This is a genomic window from Rhizobium sp. 01N447_2 (assembly GCF_056399245.1).
The window spans coordinates 33179-48983 of the sequence record NZ_JBFTQY010000007.1; the positions used below are offsets into that span (position 1 = coordinate 33179).

At 61.8% G+C, this 15805-nt stretch carries 18 protein-coding genes; 11 read left to right on the plus strand and 7 right to left on the minus strand.

The annotated features are described in order from the left end of the window. The first annotated feature begins 11 nt into the window (after window positions 1–11). Window positions 12–1304 (plus strand): L-rhamnose catabolism isomerase, encoded by a 1293-nt coding sequence (gene rhaI / locus AC1ECN_RS05915; RefSeq protein ID WP_477952470.1) that lies wholly within the window; start codon window positions 12–14, stop codon window positions 1302–1304. 95 nt (window positions 1305–1399) lie between these two features. On the opposite strand, the gene AC1ECN_RS05920 is transcribed toward rhaI, so the two are convergent. Continuing rightward, complete coding sequence (locus AC1ECN_RS05920; protein ID WP_024320017.1) at window positions 1400–1858, minus strand: carboxymuconolactone decarboxylase family protein; 459 nt, start codon at window positions 1856–1858, stop codon at window positions 1400–1402. Window positions 1859–1984: 126 nt separating this feature from the next. Here AC1ECN_RS05920 and AC1ECN_RS05925 point away from each other — a divergent pair, with 126 nt between their 5' ends. Together AC1ECN_RS05925 and AC1ECN_RS05930 are read left to right on the plus strand one after the other, a co-directional pair. After that, window positions 1985–2854: a sigma-70 family RNA polymerase sigma factor gene (locus tag AC1ECN_RS05925; protein WP_018071143.1), complete on the plus strand. Its 870-nt coding sequence runs from the start codon at window positions 1985–1987 to the stop codon at window positions 2852–2854. A gap of 263 nt (window positions 2855–3117) precedes the next feature. Further along, window positions 3118–4335 (plus strand): amidohydrolase/deacetylase family metallohydrolase, encoded by a 1218-nt coding sequence (locus AC1ECN_RS05930; RefSeq protein WP_477952472.1) that lies wholly within the window; start codon window positions 3118–3120, stop codon window positions 4333–4335. Window positions 4336–4356: 21 nt separating this feature from the next. Here AC1ECN_RS05930 and AC1ECN_RS05935 read toward each other — a convergent pair whose 3' ends face one another. Continuing rightward, the gene (locus AC1ECN_RS05935; protein ID WP_018497184.1) at window positions 4357–5196 is read right to left on the minus strand and encodes an IclR family transcriptional regulator; all 840 of its coding nucleotides are present in this window, start codon (window positions 5194–5196) and stop codon (window positions 4357–4359) included. A gap of 315 nt (window positions 5197–5511) precedes the next feature. Here AC1ECN_RS05935 and AC1ECN_RS05940 point away from each other — a divergent pair, with 315 nt between their 5' ends. Beyond that, window positions 5512–6369 (plus strand): SDR family oxidoreductase, encoded by an 858-nt coding sequence (locus AC1ECN_RS05940; RefSeq protein WP_477952473.1) that lies wholly within the window; start codon window positions 5512–5514, stop codon window positions 6367–6369. A gap of 187 nt (window positions 6370–6556) precedes the next feature. On the opposite strand, the gene AC1ECN_RS05945 is transcribed toward AC1ECN_RS05940, so the two are convergent. Further along, window positions 6557–6772: a hypothetical protein gene (locus AC1ECN_RS05945; RefSeq protein WP_024320020.1), complete on the minus strand. Its 216-nt coding sequence runs from the start codon at window positions 6770–6772 to the stop codon at window positions 6557–6559. Window positions 6773–6899: 127 nt separating this feature from the next. Here AC1ECN_RS05945 and AC1ECN_RS05950 point away from each other — a divergent pair, with 127 nt between their 5' ends. Both AC1ECN_RS05950 and AC1ECN_RS05955 read left to right on the plus strand, forming a co-directional pair. After that, window positions 6900–7523: a TetR/AcrR family transcriptional regulator gene (locus tag AC1ECN_RS05950; protein WP_477952475.1), complete on the plus strand. Its 624-nt coding sequence runs from the start codon at window positions 6900–6902 to the stop codon at window positions 7521–7523. Between the two features lie 73 nt (window positions 7524–7596). After that, on the plus strand, window positions 7597–7785 hold the full coding sequence (locus AC1ECN_RS05955; RefSeq protein WP_018071149.1) for a hypothetical protein: 189 nt from the start codon (window positions 7597–7599) through the stop codon (window positions 7783–7785). Between the two features lie 49 nt (window positions 7786–7834). Here AC1ECN_RS05955 and AC1ECN_RS05960 read toward each other — a convergent pair whose 3' ends face one another. Together AC1ECN_RS05960 and AC1ECN_RS05965 are read right to left on the minus strand one after the other, a co-directional pair. Next, window positions 7835–8275, minus strand: coding sequence for a DUF1810 domain-containing protein (locus AC1ECN_RS05960; protein ID WP_018071150.1), 441 nt, complete (start codon window positions 8273–8275; stop codon window positions 7835–7837). Between the two features lie 176 nt (window positions 8276–8451). Next, window positions 8452–8730, minus strand: coding sequence for a hypothetical protein (locus AC1ECN_RS05965; protein ID WP_018071151.1), 279 nt, complete (start codon window positions 8728–8730; stop codon window positions 8452–8454). A 275-nt stretch (window positions 8731–9005) separates the two neighbouring features. Here AC1ECN_RS05965 and AC1ECN_RS05970 point away from each other — a divergent pair, with 275 nt between their 5' ends. Further along, entirely contained in the window at window positions 9006–10376 is a 1371-nt protein-coding gene (locus AC1ECN_RS05970) for an amidase (RefSeq protein WP_075225522.1), read from the plus strand. A gap of 66 nt (window positions 10377–10442) precedes the next feature. Continuing rightward, window positions 10443–11303, plus strand: coding sequence for a sugar phosphate isomerase/epimerase family protein (locus tag AC1ECN_RS05975; RefSeq protein WP_024320025.1), 861 nt, complete (start codon window positions 10443–10445; stop codon window positions 11301–11303). Window positions 11304–11321: 18 nt separating this feature from the next. Here AC1ECN_RS05975 and betC read toward each other — a convergent pair whose 3' ends face one another. Continuing rightward, complete coding sequence (betC, locus tag AC1ECN_RS05980; protein ID WP_130663483.1) at window positions 11322–12836, minus strand: choline-sulfatase; 1515 nt, start codon at window positions 12834–12836, stop codon at window positions 11322–11324. 140 nt (window positions 12837–12976) lie between these two features. Between betC and AC1ECN_RS05985 the strand changes: the two genes are divergently transcribed. From AC1ECN_RS05985 to AC1ECN_RS05995, 3 genes are all read left to right on the plus strand, one after another. Next, on the plus strand, window positions 12977–13879 hold the full coding sequence (locus tag AC1ECN_RS05985) for a choline sulfate utilization transcriptional regulator (protein WP_075225523.1): 903 nt from the start codon (window positions 12977–12979) through the stop codon (window positions 13877–13879). Window positions 13880–13999: 120 nt separating this feature from the next. After that, entirely contained in the window at window positions 14000–14197 is a 198-nt protein-coding gene (locus AC1ECN_RS05990) for a hypothetical protein (protein ID WP_130663484.1), read from the plus strand. A 106-nt stretch (window positions 14198–14303) separates the two neighbouring features. Further along, complete coding sequence (locus AC1ECN_RS05995; protein ID WP_018071157.1) at window positions 14304–15095, plus strand: HpcH/HpaI aldolase family protein; 792 nt, start codon at window positions 14304–14306, stop codon at window positions 15093–15095. Between the two features lie 3 nt (window positions 15096–15098). Here AC1ECN_RS05995 and AC1ECN_RS06000 read toward each other — a convergent pair whose 3' ends face one another. After that, window positions 15099–15779, minus strand: a complete 681-nt coding sequence (locus AC1ECN_RS06000; protein WP_024320028.1) for a spermidine synthase — start codon at window positions 15777–15779, stop codon at window positions 15099–15101. Window positions 15780–15805 lie beyond the last annotated feature (26 nt).

A 15805-nucleotide genomic window follows, 5' to 3' on the forward strand; every position in this document is an offset into this window, starting at 1 on the left:
GGGAGGAATAGATGACAGAATCCAGGATTGCGCCAGATCTGGTCGCGACGGACAACGACAAGCGGGCAATCGCGCTGAAAGCCGATTACGAGGCGCTGGGTGCGACGCTTGCCCGTCGCGACGTCGATATCGAAGCAGTCACCCGGAAGGTTGGGGAATTCTTCGTTGCCGTTCCCTCCTGGGGCGTCGGCACCGGCGGCACGCGGTTTGCCCGTTTCCCCGGCACCGGCGAGCCGCGCGGCATCTTCGACAAACTCGACGATTGCGCCGTCATCAACCAGCTGACGCAGGCGACGCCGAACGTCTCGCTGCACATTCCCTGGGACAAGGCGGATGCCAGGGAGTTGAGGGCCAAGGGTGATACGCTCGGCCTCGGCTTCGATGCGATGAATTCCAACACCTTTTCCGATGCGCCCCGCCAGGCCCATTCCTATAAATACGGCTCGCTCAGCCACACCGACGTAGCAACACGGGCGCAAGCGGTCGAGCACAATCTCGAATGCATCGAGATCGGCAAGGCGCTCGGCTCCAAGGCGCTGACAGTGTGGATCGGCGACGGCTCGAACTTCCCCGGCYAGAGCCATTTCACCAAGGCTTTCGAGCGTTACCTCGCCTCGATGGCTGACATTTACAAGGCGCTGCCCGACGATTGGAAGCTCTTCTCCGAGCACAAGATGTACGAGCCGGCCTTCTATTCCACAATCGTGCAGGATTGGGGCACCAACTACCTGATCGCCCAGACGCTCGGCCCCAAGGCCTATTGCCTCGTCGATCTCGGCCACCATGCGCCGAACACCAATATCGAGATGATCGTCGCCCGCCTGATCCAGTTCGGCAAGCTCGGCGGCTTCCACTTCAACGATTCGAAATATGGCGATGACGATCTCGACGCCGGCGCGATCGATCCCTACCGGCTGTTCCTCGTCTTCAACGAACTGGTCGATGCCGAGCAGCGCGGCGTCAACGACTTCAACCCGGCCCATATGATCGACCAGTCGCACAACGTCACCGACCCGATCGAAAGCCTGATCAACAGCGCCAACGAAATCCGCCGCGCCTATGCGCAGGCGCTGCTCGTCGACCGCAAGGCGCTCTCCGGTTACCAGGACGACAACGACGCGCTGATGGCGTCGGAAACGCTGAAGCGCGCCTATCGCGCCGATGTCGAACCGATTCTGGCCGAAGCCCGCCGCAGGGCCGGCGGCGCAATCGACCCGATCGCCGTCTACCGCGCCAGCGGCTATCGCAGACAAGTGGCGGCCGAGCGTCCGGCATCCGCTGCCGGTGGCGGCGGCATCATCTGAACGACCGATTGTCTCGCATGGCCTGAAGCCATGCTGATTAAGGAATGATGGTTGCCGGCAGCACAGGGGTGACGCGCTGCCGGCAACCTCGCCGTTTACGGCTTCCAGGCGCCGGCGATCTGGCGGGTGGCGATGTTCAGCCGGTTCCAGACATTGATGTTGGCGATGGCGATGACGAGTGCCGCAAGGCTCCTGCCGTCATAATGCCGGGTCGCCTCGTCCCAGATATCATCCGGCACCGGGTCGGCGCGGTCGCTGATGCGGGTCACCGCCTCGGTCAGCGCAAGGGCTGCCCGCTCGGCATCGCTGAAATAGGGCGAGTCGCGCCAGGCGCCGATGGCAAAGAGCCTTTCGTCGGTTTCGCCGAGCTTCTTTGCAATGCGGGGATGACCGTCGACACAGACGCTGCAGCCGTTGATCTGGCTGGCGCGCAGGTTGACGAGTTCGAGCAGCTTCGGTGAAAGGCCGGTTTCGGCCGGCACCTTGCTGAGAGCATTGAGCGCCTGCATGGCTGCGGGAAGGACCAGGGCGGGATTTCCCATTCGCTCCTGCATGACCATTTTTTCCTGCATGGTATGTCTCCTTGATGCGTTTATGGTTCGACGATCCGCCGGCGTTGTCACATCGGCCGGGTTTCATTCGTCATGGCCTTGACGGAACGCAGCGGAGGAATGTGACAAATGGACGAGAAAAAATGGCTGGCCGATGAGTTCGAGGCAAACAGAGCGCATCTGAGGGCCGCAGCCTATCGCATGCTCGGCTCGCGCAGCGAGGCGGAGGATGCCGTTCAGGAGGCCTGGCTGCGGCTCAGCCGCACGGACACGACAGGGGTCGGCAATCTCGGCGGCTGGCTGACGACGGTGGTGGCGCGCATCTGCCTCGACATGCTGCGCACCCGCAAGACCCGGCGCGAGGAGCCGCTGGAGGCGCCGGTTCATGGCGGGATCGCCGATCCCGCGAACGATCCCGAGCGCGAAGCCGCYTTTGCCGATTCGGTCGGTCTGGCGCTGCTCGTCGTGCTGCAGACGCTGGCGCCCGCCGAACGTGTCGCCTTCGTGCTGCATGACATGTTCGATCTGCCCTTCGACGAGATCGCGCCGATCATCGGCCGTTCGTCCGGTGCCACCCGTCAGCTCGCAAGCCGCGCCCGCCGCCGGGTGCAGGGGGTGGACGAAGCGCCTGATGTCGATTTCGGCCGCAAGCGGACGATCGCCGAGGCCTTTCTGACGGCGTCGCGCAACGGCGATCTGGAAGGGTTGCTCGCGGTGCTTGCCCCTGATGTCGTCTTCCGGCCGGATGCGACGGCGGCCCGCTTCGGCACCATTGGCGAAACGCGCGGCGCGGCTCACGTGGCCGAAGCCTTCAAGGGTCGGGCGCAGGCAGCAGAAATCGCCATCGTCGACGGCGAGCTCGGATTCGTCGTGCAGATCAAGGGCCAGCTCCGCGTCGTGGTGGCGCTGACGATCGCCGATGGCAGGATCGCCGCGATCGACGCCATCGCCGATCCGGATCACCTGGAACGGCTTGACTATTCGATTCTTCGGGATTGAAAACAAACAGGAATTTATCGGATCTTCGAGACAGGTGCGCTTCGCAAGGAGCGTGCCGTTTACGTTTCCTCGATGGCGACGACCGCGTCATTTTCCTTGACAGCTTCGTCTTCGGCTTTATTCTATTATAAAGCCTTATGTATCATAGTTATGGAATTTCCGGTACGGTGCCCTGAGAGGCCATCTCTAGCTTCCCCATTACTCTTCCATAATGACCCGCACGGATGGCCGAGGCGTGATCCCGGTCCGAGACTTCGAAAGGAATGCATGTCATGCCCGGCGACCAGACGAAGAAGCCGCTTCTCCTCACCAATGTCAAACCGATGGCTTTTGGTGCGGGCACACAAGAGGGGGCAATCGACATTCTCGTCAATGCCGACGGTAGGATCGCCGAGATCGGTCCGTCGCTCGCGGTCTCGCAGGATGTTGCGCGCATCGACGGCAAGGGCGCCTTCATTTCGCCCGGCTGGGTCGATCTGCACGTGCATATCTGGCACGGCGGCACGGATATTTCCATCCGTCCGTCCGAATGCGGGGTCGAGCGCGGCGTCACCACGCTGGTCGATGCCGGTTCGGCCGGCGAGGCGAACTTCCATGGCTTCCGGGAATATATCATCGAGCCCTCGCGCGAACGCATCAAGGCCTTCCTCAATCTCGGCTCGATCGGTCTTGTGGCCTGCAACCGGGTTGCGGAATTGCGGGATATCCGCGATATCGATCTCGACCGCATCCTTGAAGTCTATGCCGAAAACAGCGAGCACATCGTCGGTATCAAGGTGCGCGCCAGCCATGTCATCACCGGGTCCTGGGGTGTCACGCCGGTCAAGCTCGGCAAGAAGATCGCCAAGATCTTGAAAGTGCCGATGATGGTGCATGTCGGCGAGCCGCCGGCGCTCTATGACGAAGTGCTGGAGATCCTCGGACCCGGCGACGTCGTCACCCACTGCTTCAACGGCAAGGCCGGCTCGAGCATCATGGAAGACGAGGACCTCTTTGCTCTCGCAGAGCGCTGCTCCTCCGAAGGCATCCGCCTCGACATCGGCCATGGCGGCGCCTCCTTCTCCTTCAAGGTCGCCGAGGCGGCGATCGCGCGCGGGCTGCTGCCGTTCTCGATCTCGACCGACCTGCACGGCCATTCGATGAATTTCCCGGTCTGGGATCTGGCGACGACGATGTCGAAGCTGCTCAGCGTCGGCATGCCCTTCGACAAGGTGGTGGAGGCCGTCACCCATGCGCCGGCATCCGTCATCAAGCTGTCGATGGAGGACCGGCTTTCGGTCGGCTCGCAAGCGGAATTCACTATTTTCGACCTGGTCGATTCCGATCTCGAGGCGACGGATTCCAACGGCGACGTTTCGGTCCTCAACAAGCTGTTCGAGCCGCGCTATGCGGTGATGGGCGCCGATGCCTTCGCCGCCAGCCGCTACGTGCCACGGGCGCGCAAGCTGGTGCGCCACAGCCACGGCTATTCCTACAGATAGGATCGGCTGACGCGGCAAGCGTCAGCGGTTGCGCCAGCCCATCAGCTTTTCGATCCGTTCCGCTGAACTGCGCACATGCGCCGTATAGTGGTTCTCGTCGGAAAAGGCCTTCTGTTCCGGCAGCACGATGGAAATGGTGGCAACGCACTGGCCGTCGCGATCGCAGATCGGCGAGGCGATGCAGGCAACCGCGTAATCCGATTCCCCCGCCTGGATCGACAGGCGCGACTCGAAGGCCTTGCCGGCGGCTTCCGACAGCGTGCCCGGATCGATCTCGGCGCGGCCGGTCGGTGAAGAGCGGGCGCAACGCTTGAACAGTTCGATGCGCTCTTCCTCGGCCAGGTGCCCGACAAGCAGGCGGCCGGAGGCCGTCCAGTTCAGCGGCACCCTTGTGCCGACGCGGGACGCCACCTGAAAATGGCTCGGGCCGTCAGCCATGGCCAGTACCAGCATATAGTCGCCGTCGCGACCGCAGACCTGCACGGTTTCGCCGGCCTGGCGGCAGAGATCGTGCATCTCATGGGTGGCGATGCTCATGAAATCCAGCGACCGCGCATAGGCGAGGCCGTAATGGTAGAGCCGGGCGCCGAGCCAGATCGAGCCGTCCGCCTGGCGCGTCAGCATGTTCTTCTCGACGAGATCGTCGACGATGACGTAAACTGTCGACAGCGGCGCCTTCACCGCCTTGGCGATCGCATAGACGCCGGCGGGCGATCCGGTCTCGTAAAGATGGTCGATCACCTGAAGCGCCCGGTCGATGCCGCTGACGCGAGCGCGACGCGCACCCTTGCCGGCGGCTTCGTCGGCAACGCCCTGATCTTCGGAGTAAACTGCGGATGATGTCTTTCCGTCCAATTCCAGCACCTCATGAAAACTGCGATCATGTTACATTACTATGGCATAGCCGTCGCCGTGGCAAATCGCAACATTTTGCGGGTTGATAGTGTCGGGTGAATGCGACAGCGGCATGTAGGCCAATTGGGCCGACCAGGTGAGCAGGCTCCGTTTTCCAATAATCAGCCAGGGCAACGCGCCGACAATGAGGGGAAATTCGGGTTGCGGCGACGGCCGTGAGCGTGCTCCGCGAGGGGCGATTGACCAAGAAGTCACCCCGTCGAAAGGCGTGGAACAACAAGCTTCAGCCCGAGTTTGATCTCTGAAACCCAGGAGGTCATGATGACGAATTACCCGACACCCCCTTTCCCATCCCAGAAACAACCGATGCCGGGTTTTACCGCGCAGATGGACCCAATTCCCGATCACGGCGAGGAGAGCTACCGCGGCGCCGACAGGCTGAAAGGCAAGCGGGCGATCATCACCGGCGGCGATAGCGGCATCGGCCGGGCGGTGGCAATCGCCTATGCCAGAGAAGGTGCCGACCTGGTGATCTCCTATCTCGACGAGGATGAGGATGCCGATGAGACGAAACGGCTCGTCGAGCAGGCCGGACGCAAGGCTGTCCTTGTCAGCGGCGACATCCAGGATCCGGCCCATTGCAGGCAGATCGTCGAGACGGCGGTCAAGGAACTCGGAGGTATCGACATTCTCGTCAACAACGCCGCGCACCAGGCAAKCTTCAAGAGCATCGACGAGATCAGCGATGAAGAGTGGGAACTGACCTTCAAGGTCAATATCCATTCGATGTTCTACCTGACCAAGGCAGCTGTCGCTCATATGAAACCCGGCAGCGCCATCATCAACACGGCCTCGATCAATTCGGACAGTCCGAACCCGACGCTGCTTGCCTATGCGACGACCAAGGGCGCGATCCAGAATTTCACCGCCGGTCTTGCCCAGCTTCTGGCCGAGAAAGGCATTCGCGCCAATGCGGTGGCGCCTGGCCCGATCTGGACACCGCTCATCCCTTCGACACTGCCTGAAGAAAGCGTCAGCAATTTCGGCAAGCAGGTGCCGATGAAACGGCCGGGACAGCCGGCCGAGCTGGCGACAGCCTACGTGATGCTGGCCGATCCCTTGTCGAGCTATGTCTCCGGCACGACAATTGCGGTCACCGGCGGCAAGCCGATCCTGTAAGGCGCGTCGCGATCTTTCAGATTCGCTCCTTGCGCTTTAGGTCTTTGTTTTTACGCAATGTCGTTAGCGCAAAACCGCTGCACAGTTTTGAGCGACATGCCTGAAAGCGGCAAGGGCCGCCGTCTGGTTGTGACGGCAGCCCTTGACGGGGGCAGGGAGAGATCCCCAAGCTGGTCAGGCGGCTTGTTCAGCCGAAGCAGGGCATCGCCGGCAGATTGGCGCGGTTTGCGAGTGCTCCGATCATATTGCCCACCGAATTCGAACGCGGTTCGCGTTTGCGGGCGGCCGTCTCCAGGAGTTGCTTGAAGTCTTCAAGCTTTACGCCGTCGGCGCGCAACACCATGGCGATCAGGGGGTCGCGAAGGGCTTCGGATATCGTCAGGTCTTCTCTGGTCTTTGTCATGGTTGTCCTCCTTTCGTGGGCGGTCGCCCGTGTTCCACTTTCCGCTGTCATGCCCTCGGCATTGACTTTCGCGTTTCGCGGTGTTACCGGTAAGTAACAATGCATTTGTTACCGATCGGTCACATTGATGTCAAGGACTACGTCCGCAAAAAAATCAGAAACTTCGAATGAAATCTCCGCAGCCGTTCCAGAAGATCGCATCCCGCCGCGGGAGCGTATCGTCTCGACCGCCTCGGAGCTTYTCCGCGAACGCGGCATCCGCGGCATCGGCGTCGATGCCATTGCCGACGCGGCTCTGACCAACAAGATGACGCTCTACCGGCATTTCGGCTCGAAGGATGAACTGGTCTGCGAGACGCTGCGCCGCGCTTCCGAAAAGGCGGGTACCATCTGGCGCGATCTGGAAGCAGCCTATCCCGGCAATCCGCGCGCCCAGCTGGACGCCTGGGTGGAGATGCGGGCGCAATGTCTGAACGGCGAGCCCGCCGGTTGCGATCTCGCCAATGCCGCCATCGAGCTGAAGGGCGAGGGCCATCCCGCCCACGAAATGATCGAGCGGCACAAGGCCGAACAGCGTGATCGCTTGGCCGAGCTCTGTTCGGCGGCCGGCGCGCGCGAACCCCAGCTTCTTGCCGATACGTTGACGCTGCTGCTCGAAGGCGCGCGCGTCAGTCGCCAGGCCATGGGCGCTGCCGGCTGCTGCGGTCATTTCGCCAAGGCCTGCCACGCGGCGATCGCTTCTTTCGCCTGATCGCCTCTTTCGGGGGAACCTTTACCGCTTCCATGCCGTTTTCCCATGACCGGGGCGATGTGGAGGCAGGGAGATGAACTACGTCTATCTCAAGCGCCTATATGACAAACGCGCCGAGCTCGAAGCCAAGCTGGAGCTTCATGATGCGCGCTATTGTTTCGGCGAGGAAGAGGTCGATGATGGCACCGACAGCGATCTGCGTCAGCGGTTGAGCGAGATCTCCGAGGAAATCGCCACGCTGGAGAGCAGGCCGGGCCGCTAACTGTTTCATTTGGGAACGGGTTCAGATTTCAGGCCGGCCTGGCTTAAAGTCATCCTGTGTTGGCACTGAGGATTTCCATCGTCCGTTCGTCGAATTTTCCCTGATAGAAATGCTCGATCACCCGGTGGAAGGGCGAACCGTGATCGCTGATCGCGGCAAACAAGGTCATCGACGAGCGCAGCTTGAGGTCGTCGGGCGAGCCCAGGATTTCGTGCGCCGATCTGCCGCCAACAGACAGGATCGCCTCGACGCAGCGCAGCAGCCGGCTTGAGAGAATAGGATCGGCGAGATAGGCGGTGGCTTCCTCGGCCGAGCGGATCGCATATTTTTCGGCCATCACCGACGTGCCGAGACCGGCGATCTGCGGGAAGATGAACCACATCCAGTGGGACGTCTTGCGTCCCGCTTTCAGCTCTGAGAGCGCCTGTTCATAGACGCCGTTCTGGGCATCGATGAAGCGATCGAGATTATAATCGATTTCACCGGCCATGGTCCTTTTCCCTTTTCCTGCTGTCGATGCAGCCTGGGCCAAGGTCTCCATGCCCGGCGAGCTACAGCGCCGCGCGTCTTTTGAGACGCGCAAAGGACGCTGTAGCACTTTAAATTACCGCATAATTTTATCCTTAAATCGATTCCGATTTAAGGAATTATGCGGTGGCTTTCCTGTTAGCAGACCCTCTCAGCGTAGGGGCTGCTGTCGCGGCAATGGCCGTAAGCCGGATGCGGCGGCGTGTTATCGCCGGCGGGGGCGGCAATGGCCGATGTCGTCATCGGGTCCGTATTGCCGGAAGAATAGGCGGCAAAACCCGCAAAGCTCAAGAGAACCAGCGCTCCGACCACGACAATGCGCTCGAAGGCCGAAAGTTTCTGGGCGCTGACATGGTCCACATAATCGCGCTCGCCTAAACCGGCGGTTTCATCCTCTTTTACATGGAGGGTCACCATATCCTGGCGACGGCTTAAAGTTTCACAATCTGTCATTTCAATTACTCCTGCAACACATGCGGCGCCGGTCTCTCTAGAGCAAACTCTCACCCTCATGCCGAACCGCGTCCGCATGCGAGCAGCATGTGTGTCTTCGATCGTGGCAATTGAAGGGGCGATATTCAAACTCAGTGTTCAAAAAATCGTACCAATAAATGCAAAATATCGTGAAGCTCTGGTTCACCGGAATGATCCGGGGTAGTCCAGAGAGGAACATCTTTCTTCTGGATAGTCCCATGAGCAAATCCTTCGGCGCGATGTCGGTCGCGCAACTTTCCGCCCTCATTCAAGCTGGCGCGGCCGATCCGGCCGAGGTGGCCGAGGCGATCTTCGAGTCCATCGCGAATTATGCCGACAAGGCGGTCTTCACCACACTGCTCGAAAGCCGGGCGATGGCAGAGGCGCGCGCCTCTTCGCGACGTCTGCGGGAAGGGCGCTCGCTTGGATTGCTGGACGGCATTCCGATTGCCTGGAAGGATCTTTTCGACATAGAAGGTCTGCCAACGACAGCGGGTTCCGTCGTTCTGGCAAAGGAGATGCCGGCCAAGCGCGATGCGGTTGTCGTCGCTTTGCTCAGGCAGGCCGGCATGGTCGCCGTCGGGCGCACCAATATGAGCGAATTCGCCTTTTCCGGCCTCGGCATCAATCCGCATTACGGCACGCCGGTAAATCCGCGCGGCGCCGATCTCCCGCGCATTCCGGGCGGCTCGTCCTCAGGTGCTGGTGTCGTCGTCGCGGCTGGGTTGGTTCCGGTCGCGATGGGCACCGATACCGGCGGCTCGGTGCGTATTCCCGCCGCCTTCAACGGCATCGTCGGCTACAAGGCGACGCGCGGCCGCCACGCAATGGCTGGCGTCTATCCGCTGGCAAAGAGCCTGGATTCGTTGGGACCGCTCTGCCGCAGCGTCAGGGACGCGGTCTGGATCGATGCGGCGATGCGCGGCTTGACGGCGCCTGATGTCGCCACGCGTCCCCTGCAAGGGCTGGAACTCATCGTGCCTGAAAACGTCGTCTTCGACGGAGCGGAACCCGGCGTCGTCGCCGCGTTCGAGGCAGCTTTGGAACGTCTTCAAAAGGCCGGCGCGCATGTTGCCCGCACCGTCATTCCCGCCTTCGACGAGATATTCGATCTGATGACGAAATATGGTCCGCTGGTCACGGCGGAGGCTTTCGCACTTCACCGCGAACGCTTGGCCGGACCGGACGCGGACAGGATGGATCACCGTGTCGTCATGCGTACCCGTCTCGGAAGCAAGACGACGCTGCCCGATTACCTGGCAATCCTCGAGGCGCGTAGCCGCCTGATCGCCGATGTCGAGCGCCTCGTCGGCGACCGGCTGCTCGCCTTTCCCACCGTTGCCCATGTCGCGCCGCCGATCGGGCCGCTGGCGCAGGATGACGAGCTGTTCTTTGCGACGAACAACAAGACGTTGCGCAACACCGCGCTCGGCAATTTCCTCGACTGGTGCGGCGTTTCCATTCCCTGCGGCAGCGGCGAGGCTGGCATGCCGGTCGGCCTGCTGCTTTCGGCCACCGCTCATCGCGATGAGGCGTTGCTGGGGATCGCCCTTGCCGCCGAGCCGGTCATCCGCGACGATTTTGGCTGAATTGGCAATTGAACCGCCGGGATTTAGTTGCCATTGATGGCATGAGGAGATCCCGGAGGAAAGCAAGTGCAGGTTTTGCAAAACGGACGTTTCGCGGTTTCGACATGGTCGCTGCATCGGCTGCTTGGCGCCGTTCATGCCTATAGTCCCGATCCTGACAAAAGCGCTGCGCCGAAAGAACCCTATGGCCCGGGTGCTGCGGCACTGATCGACGTGCCGGCGGCGCTTGCTGCACGCGGCGTCAACCGGTTGGAGGTCTGTTCCTTCCATCTGCCGAGCCTTAATGCCGCCTATATAAGCGAATTGCGCGAGGCGATGGCGGCCTCGAACGTGTTGTTCCAGACGCTGCTCGTCGAGGACGGTGATCCGAGCCATCCGGAGACGGCCGAACGCGATGTCAAATGGATGGCGGAGTGGATCGACATCGCCGCAGCCCTCGGGGCTGAGAGGATGCGCGTCATTGCCGGCAAGCAGAAGCCGACGGAGGAAAACCTTACCCGCGCCGCCCGCCATCTGAACTGGCTGGCCGGAAAGGCGGAAGGCAGCGGCGTGCGTGTCGTCGTCGAGAACTGGTTCGACCTGCTGCCGTCACCGGTCGAAATGAACTGGCTGCTGGACCGGCTGGACGGCAAGGTCGGCCTCAACGGCGACCTCGGCAACTGGGCGGCGCCAGCGAAATATGAGGGTCTTGCCGATATCATGGGCCGGGCGGAAATCTGCCATGCCAAAGCCGATTACGGCGTTACCGGCCTCGATGCCGAGGATTACCGCACGTGCCTGGAGATGTGCGAGAGAGCCGGTTATGCCGGTCCCTTCACGCTGATCTATGACTCACCCTTCTTCCCTGATGAATGGGACGGCATCCTGCTGCAAAAGGCGTTCATCGAGGATTTCCTGCGCGAGGCGCCGGCGCGCAAGATGGCTTAAATCAGAAGCACGTCTCGCTCATTCCTGGCGCGGGAACCTTTGGTTTTCCTCCAGCACGTTCAGATCCATGTGGTTGCGCATATAGCGCTCCGAGGCTTTCTGCAGCGGCTGATAATCCCATGGAAAATAGGCCCCATTGCGTAGCGCCGCATAGACCACCCAGCGGCGCGCCTGGCTTTCGCGCACGGCTGCATCGAAATCGGAAAGGTTCCAGCGCCGGCCGGCCTGTTCGACAAGCCTTGCCAAGGTCTCGGCATGCGCCGGGCCGTCCGCCAGATTGTCGAGTTCTTGGGGATCGGTCTCGAGATCAAACAGCATCGGCGGGTCCTTCTCGCAGAGCGAGAGTTTGTATCGTCCGTCCCGGATACAGACGAGCGGCGCCTCGGAACCCTCCGCGGCATATTCCATCGGCACCGGGCTGCGGCTGCCGGTGCCTTCGGCAAGCGCTGCCAGATCCTCGCCCTCGGTCCACGGCTTCAACGAGGCGATATCGATCCCGGCAAGGCCGGCAAGCGTCGGCGTCACGTCGAGGGTAGAGACAGGCTGGTCGATCCGTTTGGGCTTCCAGCCGGGTGCCGCGATCATCAGCGGAACGCGGGCCGATCCTTCGAAGAAGTTCATCTTGAACCAGAGGCCGCGATCACCGAGCATGTCGCCATGGTCGGACGCAAAGAGGATGATCGTGTTTTCGGCCATGCGGGTCCGGTCGAGGACGCCGAGAATGTCGCCGATCTTCTCGTCGACATAGGAGATATTGGCGAAATAGCCGCGCCTTGCCCGCCTGATCTGCTCATCGTTGATGTTGAAAGCATCGTGGTCGCAGGCTTTCATCAGACGCTGCGAGTGCGCGTCCTGCAGCTCGAAGGCAATCGGCGCAACCGCCGGATCAAGCGCCGGGCAATCTTCATAGAGATCCCAGAATTTGCGGCGCGCGACATAGGGGTCGTGCGGATGGGTGAAGCTGACGGTCAGGCACCAGGGGCGCTCGTCGTGTCCGCGCGACAGATCGAACAGCTTGCGGCCGGCGTGGTAGGCGACCTCGTCGTCATACTCCATCTGGTTGGTGATCTCGGCAATGCCGGCGCCGGTGACCGAGCCCAGATTGTGATACCACCAGTCTATGCGCTCGCCGGGCTTGCTATAGTCCGGCGTCCAGCCGAAGTCGGCCGGGTAGATGTCCGTCGTCAGGCGCTCTTCGAACCCATGCAACTGGTCGGGGCCGACGAAATGCATCTTGCCGGAAAGTGCGGTCTGGTATCCGGCCGCGCGCAGATGATGCGCATAGGTCGGAATGTCAGAGGCAAATTCCGCCGCATTATCATAGACGCGGGTTCGGCTCGGCAATTGTCCGGACATGAAGGAGGCCCGCGCCGGTGCGCAGAGCGGGCTTGCGGTATAGGCGTTGGTGAAACGCACGGAACGCTCCGCCAATGATTTCAGATGCGGCGCATGCAGAAAATCGGCAGGGCCGTCGGGAAAGAAAGTGCCATTCAACTGATCGACCATCAGGATGAGGATATTCGGACGCGCCATGTGAAATTGTCTCCTGTGGTCTCAAAGGCCGGGGGGCCGATGAAGGGAACGTCCCTCTTGCTATTTGCAGATCTTATCAAAGCCAGTATCATCGTGCCTGTAAAGCTGGCTTTTTTCGATGGTTGTCAAAAGGAATTTTTATGCCAGACCGCCCGCCTGAGCTGGGATGGATGCGCATTTTCGCGGAGGTCGCAAGGCTCGGCAGCTTTTCGGCCGCGGCGGCAGGTCTCGGCCTTACGCAGCCGGCCGTCAGCTATCAGATTCGGCGGCTGGAAGAGCAGTTCGGCGTCGCCCTGCTGCGCCGCCAGCACCGCGGCGTCGAGTTGACCGCGGAAGGAGAGCGGCTTTTCCAGGTCGCCGCCAAAACGGTCGGTGATATCGATGCCCTGGCGCGCAGTTTCCGCACTGAGGCTCAAAGGCCGGTCGTCAGACTGAGAACCGACTATGCCTTTTCAGCGCTTTGGCTGATCCCGCGCATGCACGGCTTTCGCCTGCTTCACCCGGAAGCGGATATACAGATCGTCGCGACCCAGAGGCTTGAGCCCGGCTTTCGCGACGACGCAGATGTGGTGGTGGTTTTCGGGACGCGGGCGGAATTCGGCGCTATCGGATCGCTTCTGCTGCAGGAAAAGGTCGTGCCCGTCTGCACGAAAGGCTTTCTCGATCGCAACGGCCCGTTCGACGATCCGCAGCTTCTTGCCAAGGCGATCCTGATCCATCTCGACTCGCCGACGCCGCCGCCCTGGTTCGATTGGCGAAGTTATCTTGCCGAATTCTCCGTTACTCGCGATCTCCATGCCGGCCGCGGTGATGTCAGTTTCAACACTTACTCGCTGGTCGTCCAGGCCGCTCTCAGCGAGCAGGGCGTGGCGATCGGCTGGATGGGGCTGGTCGATACGCTTCTTTCCACACATATGCTGGTGGAAGCCGGGCCGCCGCTCGAGGCGCCCGACCGCGGTTACTGGCTGATACCGCCGCGATCGGCAAATATTGATAGCGAGAGGCTCAGCACGTGGCTGGTGGATGAAGTCGGCAGGACCTGACGTTCGGACCAAGGCCAGCGCGCCATTGCATCCGGAATATGTTCGCGCTCAGGAGAGAAGCCTTGTCATGACCGACGCCGATCGACATTGTGGCATCGATTCATAGGGAAGGGCCGAAGCATGTCGCGAACCGTCGGATACGTCGTTGGACTGCTCATGATCCTCTTGGGACTGATCTGGATCGCACAGGGAAGCGGTTATTTTCCCTATCCGTCATCCAGTTTCATGATCAACCAAAGCATCTGGGTTCTTTGGGGAAGCATCATGGCTGTGGCGGGGATCGCCGTGACGGTCATCATTTCGCGGCTGCGCCGGTGAGGATGAGCCGGCAGCCCGTGCATGGCTTTGAGGGAATTCGACATCGACGAGTTCCTCGAGGTGAAATCTCTGGCCGCTGGCGGCCTGTCGAACTGAGGAGAATGGCATGAGCGCAGCTGAAATCGACGGCTTTGCGGACCGGATCAGGCAGCACCGGGGTGGCATGATCTCCGCCTGGATCGGTATTCCCGACGCCACGCTCGCCAACCACCTGGCGCAGGAGGCCTTCGACACCATCGTGCTGGATATGCAGCACGGCATGTGGGACATGCCCTCGGCAGCGAACGCCGTCGCCCAGGTGCGCCTTGCCGGCAAGCCAGCGCTGGCACGCATACCGGTCGGTGATTTCGCGTCCGCCTCGCGCCTGCTCGATGCCGGAGCCTCCGGCATCATCGCGCCGATGATCAATTCGGCCGAAGACGCCCAAGCCTTCGTCAAGGCCACCAAATACCCGCCTCTCGGCGAACGCAGCTGGGGACCGTCGCTGGCGCTGAACCATACCGGCCTGTCGGCCGATGATTATCTGAAGAACGCCAATGCGCTCACCGTCGCCATCGCCATGGTCGAGACCCGGGCAGCACTCGAGGCGATCGACGACATTCTCGGCGTTGCCGGCATCGATGGCATTTTCATCGGTCCCTCCGACCTTTCGATCGCACTCTCGAACGGCGACCAGGTGGCGCCGAACGCCGCCGAGATCGACAGCGCCATGCAGCATGCGGTTTCGCGCTGCCGCGCCCACGGCAAATTCGCCTGCGCCTTCGCCGGCGACGGCGAACGGGCCGGCGAGCTGCTGAAATTCGGTTTCGATCTGGTCATTGCCGGTGCGGAGACCGCGCAACTGCGCTCCGGCGCTCGCCGCGCCATCAATGCCGCCCGCAGGATCGCTTCGGCTTGAACGTCATTTCACCGGCTTGACGGCCAGCCAGATGACGTGGCGGGCGCCGCCGCGTTTGCCGTTGGCGCGCGTATTGACGGCGTCAACGGAAAAACCGCTGCCCTTGAGACGTCGCGTGAAATCGGGATCGGGACCGGAGGACCAGACGGCGAGCACGCCGCCGGGGCGCAGCGCGTCGCTGGCGGCGCGAAGGCCGGCAAAATCGTAGAGCCGGTCGTTGGATTTGCGGGTCAGGCCATCAGGGCCGTTGTCGACATCGAGCAGGATCGCATCATAGGCGCCCTTGCCGGCGCGGATCGCTTCGCCGACATCGCCCTGATGGATGCCGACGCGCGGATCGTCGAGACAGCCCTGGAAGACCTCGGCCATCGGCCCGCGTGCCCAGGCGATCACGGCCGGCACCAGTTCGGCGACGGTGACGCCGGCATCTTCGGGAAGGACGGCGAGAGCGGCGCGCAGGGTAAAGCCCATGCCGAGCCCACCGATCAAGATCCTTGGCTTCGGGTGCGACTTGATGCGATCCCAGGAAAGGGTCGCCAGCGCTTCCTCCGAACCGCTGAGGCGGCTGTTCATCAACTCGTTGGCGCCGAGCATGATCGAGAACTCGCTGCCGCGCTGCTTTAGCCGCAATTCGCCGTTTTCACCGGGAATGGTCGCGGAATCGAGCTGGATCCAGGGCAGCATGACGGCTTCGCCTCATATGAAAGGGA

What these genes read in the sequence shown, in the direction of transcription:
- AC1ECN_RS05985 (WP_075225523.1), top strand. Translation starts at nt 12,977, where the DNA reads ATGCCAGACCGCCCGCCTGAGCTGGGATGGATGCGCATTTTCGCGGAG.
- AC1ECN_RS05965 (WP_018071151.1), bottom strand. Translation starts at nt 8,730, where the DNA reads ATGGTGACCCTCCATGTAAAAGAGGATGAAACCGCCGGTTTAGGCGAG.
- AC1ECN_RS05945 (WP_024320020.1), bottom strand. Translation starts at nt 6,772, where the DNA reads ATGACAAAGACCAGAGAAGACCTGACGATATCCGAAGCCCTTCGCGAC.
- AC1ECN_RS06000 (WP_024320028.1), bottom strand. Translation starts at nt 15,779, where the DNA reads ATGCTGCCCTGGATCCAGCTCGATTCCGCGACCATTCCCGGTGAAAAC.
- AC1ECN_RS05995 (WP_018071157.1), top strand. Translation starts at nt 14,304, where the DNA reads ATGAGCGCAGCTGAAATCGACGGCTTTGCGGACCGGATCAGGCAGCAC.
- AC1ECN_RS05990 (WP_130663484.1), top strand. Translation starts at nt 14,000, where the DNA reads ATGTCGCGAACCGTCGGATACGTCGTTGGACTGCTCATGATCCTCTTG.
- AC1ECN_RS05920 (WP_024320017.1), bottom strand. Translation starts at nt 1,858, where the DNA reads ATGCAGGAGCGAATGGGAAATCCCGCCCTGGTCCTTCCCGCAGCCATG.
- AC1ECN_RS05930 (WP_477952472.1), top strand. Translation starts at nt 3,118, where the DNA reads ATGCATGTCATGCCCGGCGACCAGACGAAGAAGCCGCTTCTCCTCACC.
- AC1ECN_RS05970 (WP_075225522.1), top strand. Translation starts at nt 9,006, where the DNA reads ATGAGCAAATCCTTCGGCGCGATGTCGGTCGCGCAACTTTCCGCCCTC.
- AC1ECN_RS05955 (WP_018071149.1), top strand. Translation starts at nt 7,597, where the DNA reads ATGAACTACGTCTATCTCAAGCGCCTATATGACAAACGCGCCGAGCTC.
- AC1ECN_RS05960 (WP_018071150.1), bottom strand. Translation starts at nt 8,275, where the DNA reads ATGGCCGGTGAAATCGATTATAATCTCGATCGCTTCATCGATGCCCAG.
- betC (WP_130663483.1), bottom strand. Translation starts at nt 12,836, where the DNA reads ATGGCGCGTCCGAATATCCTCATCCTGATGGTCGATCAGTTGAATGGC.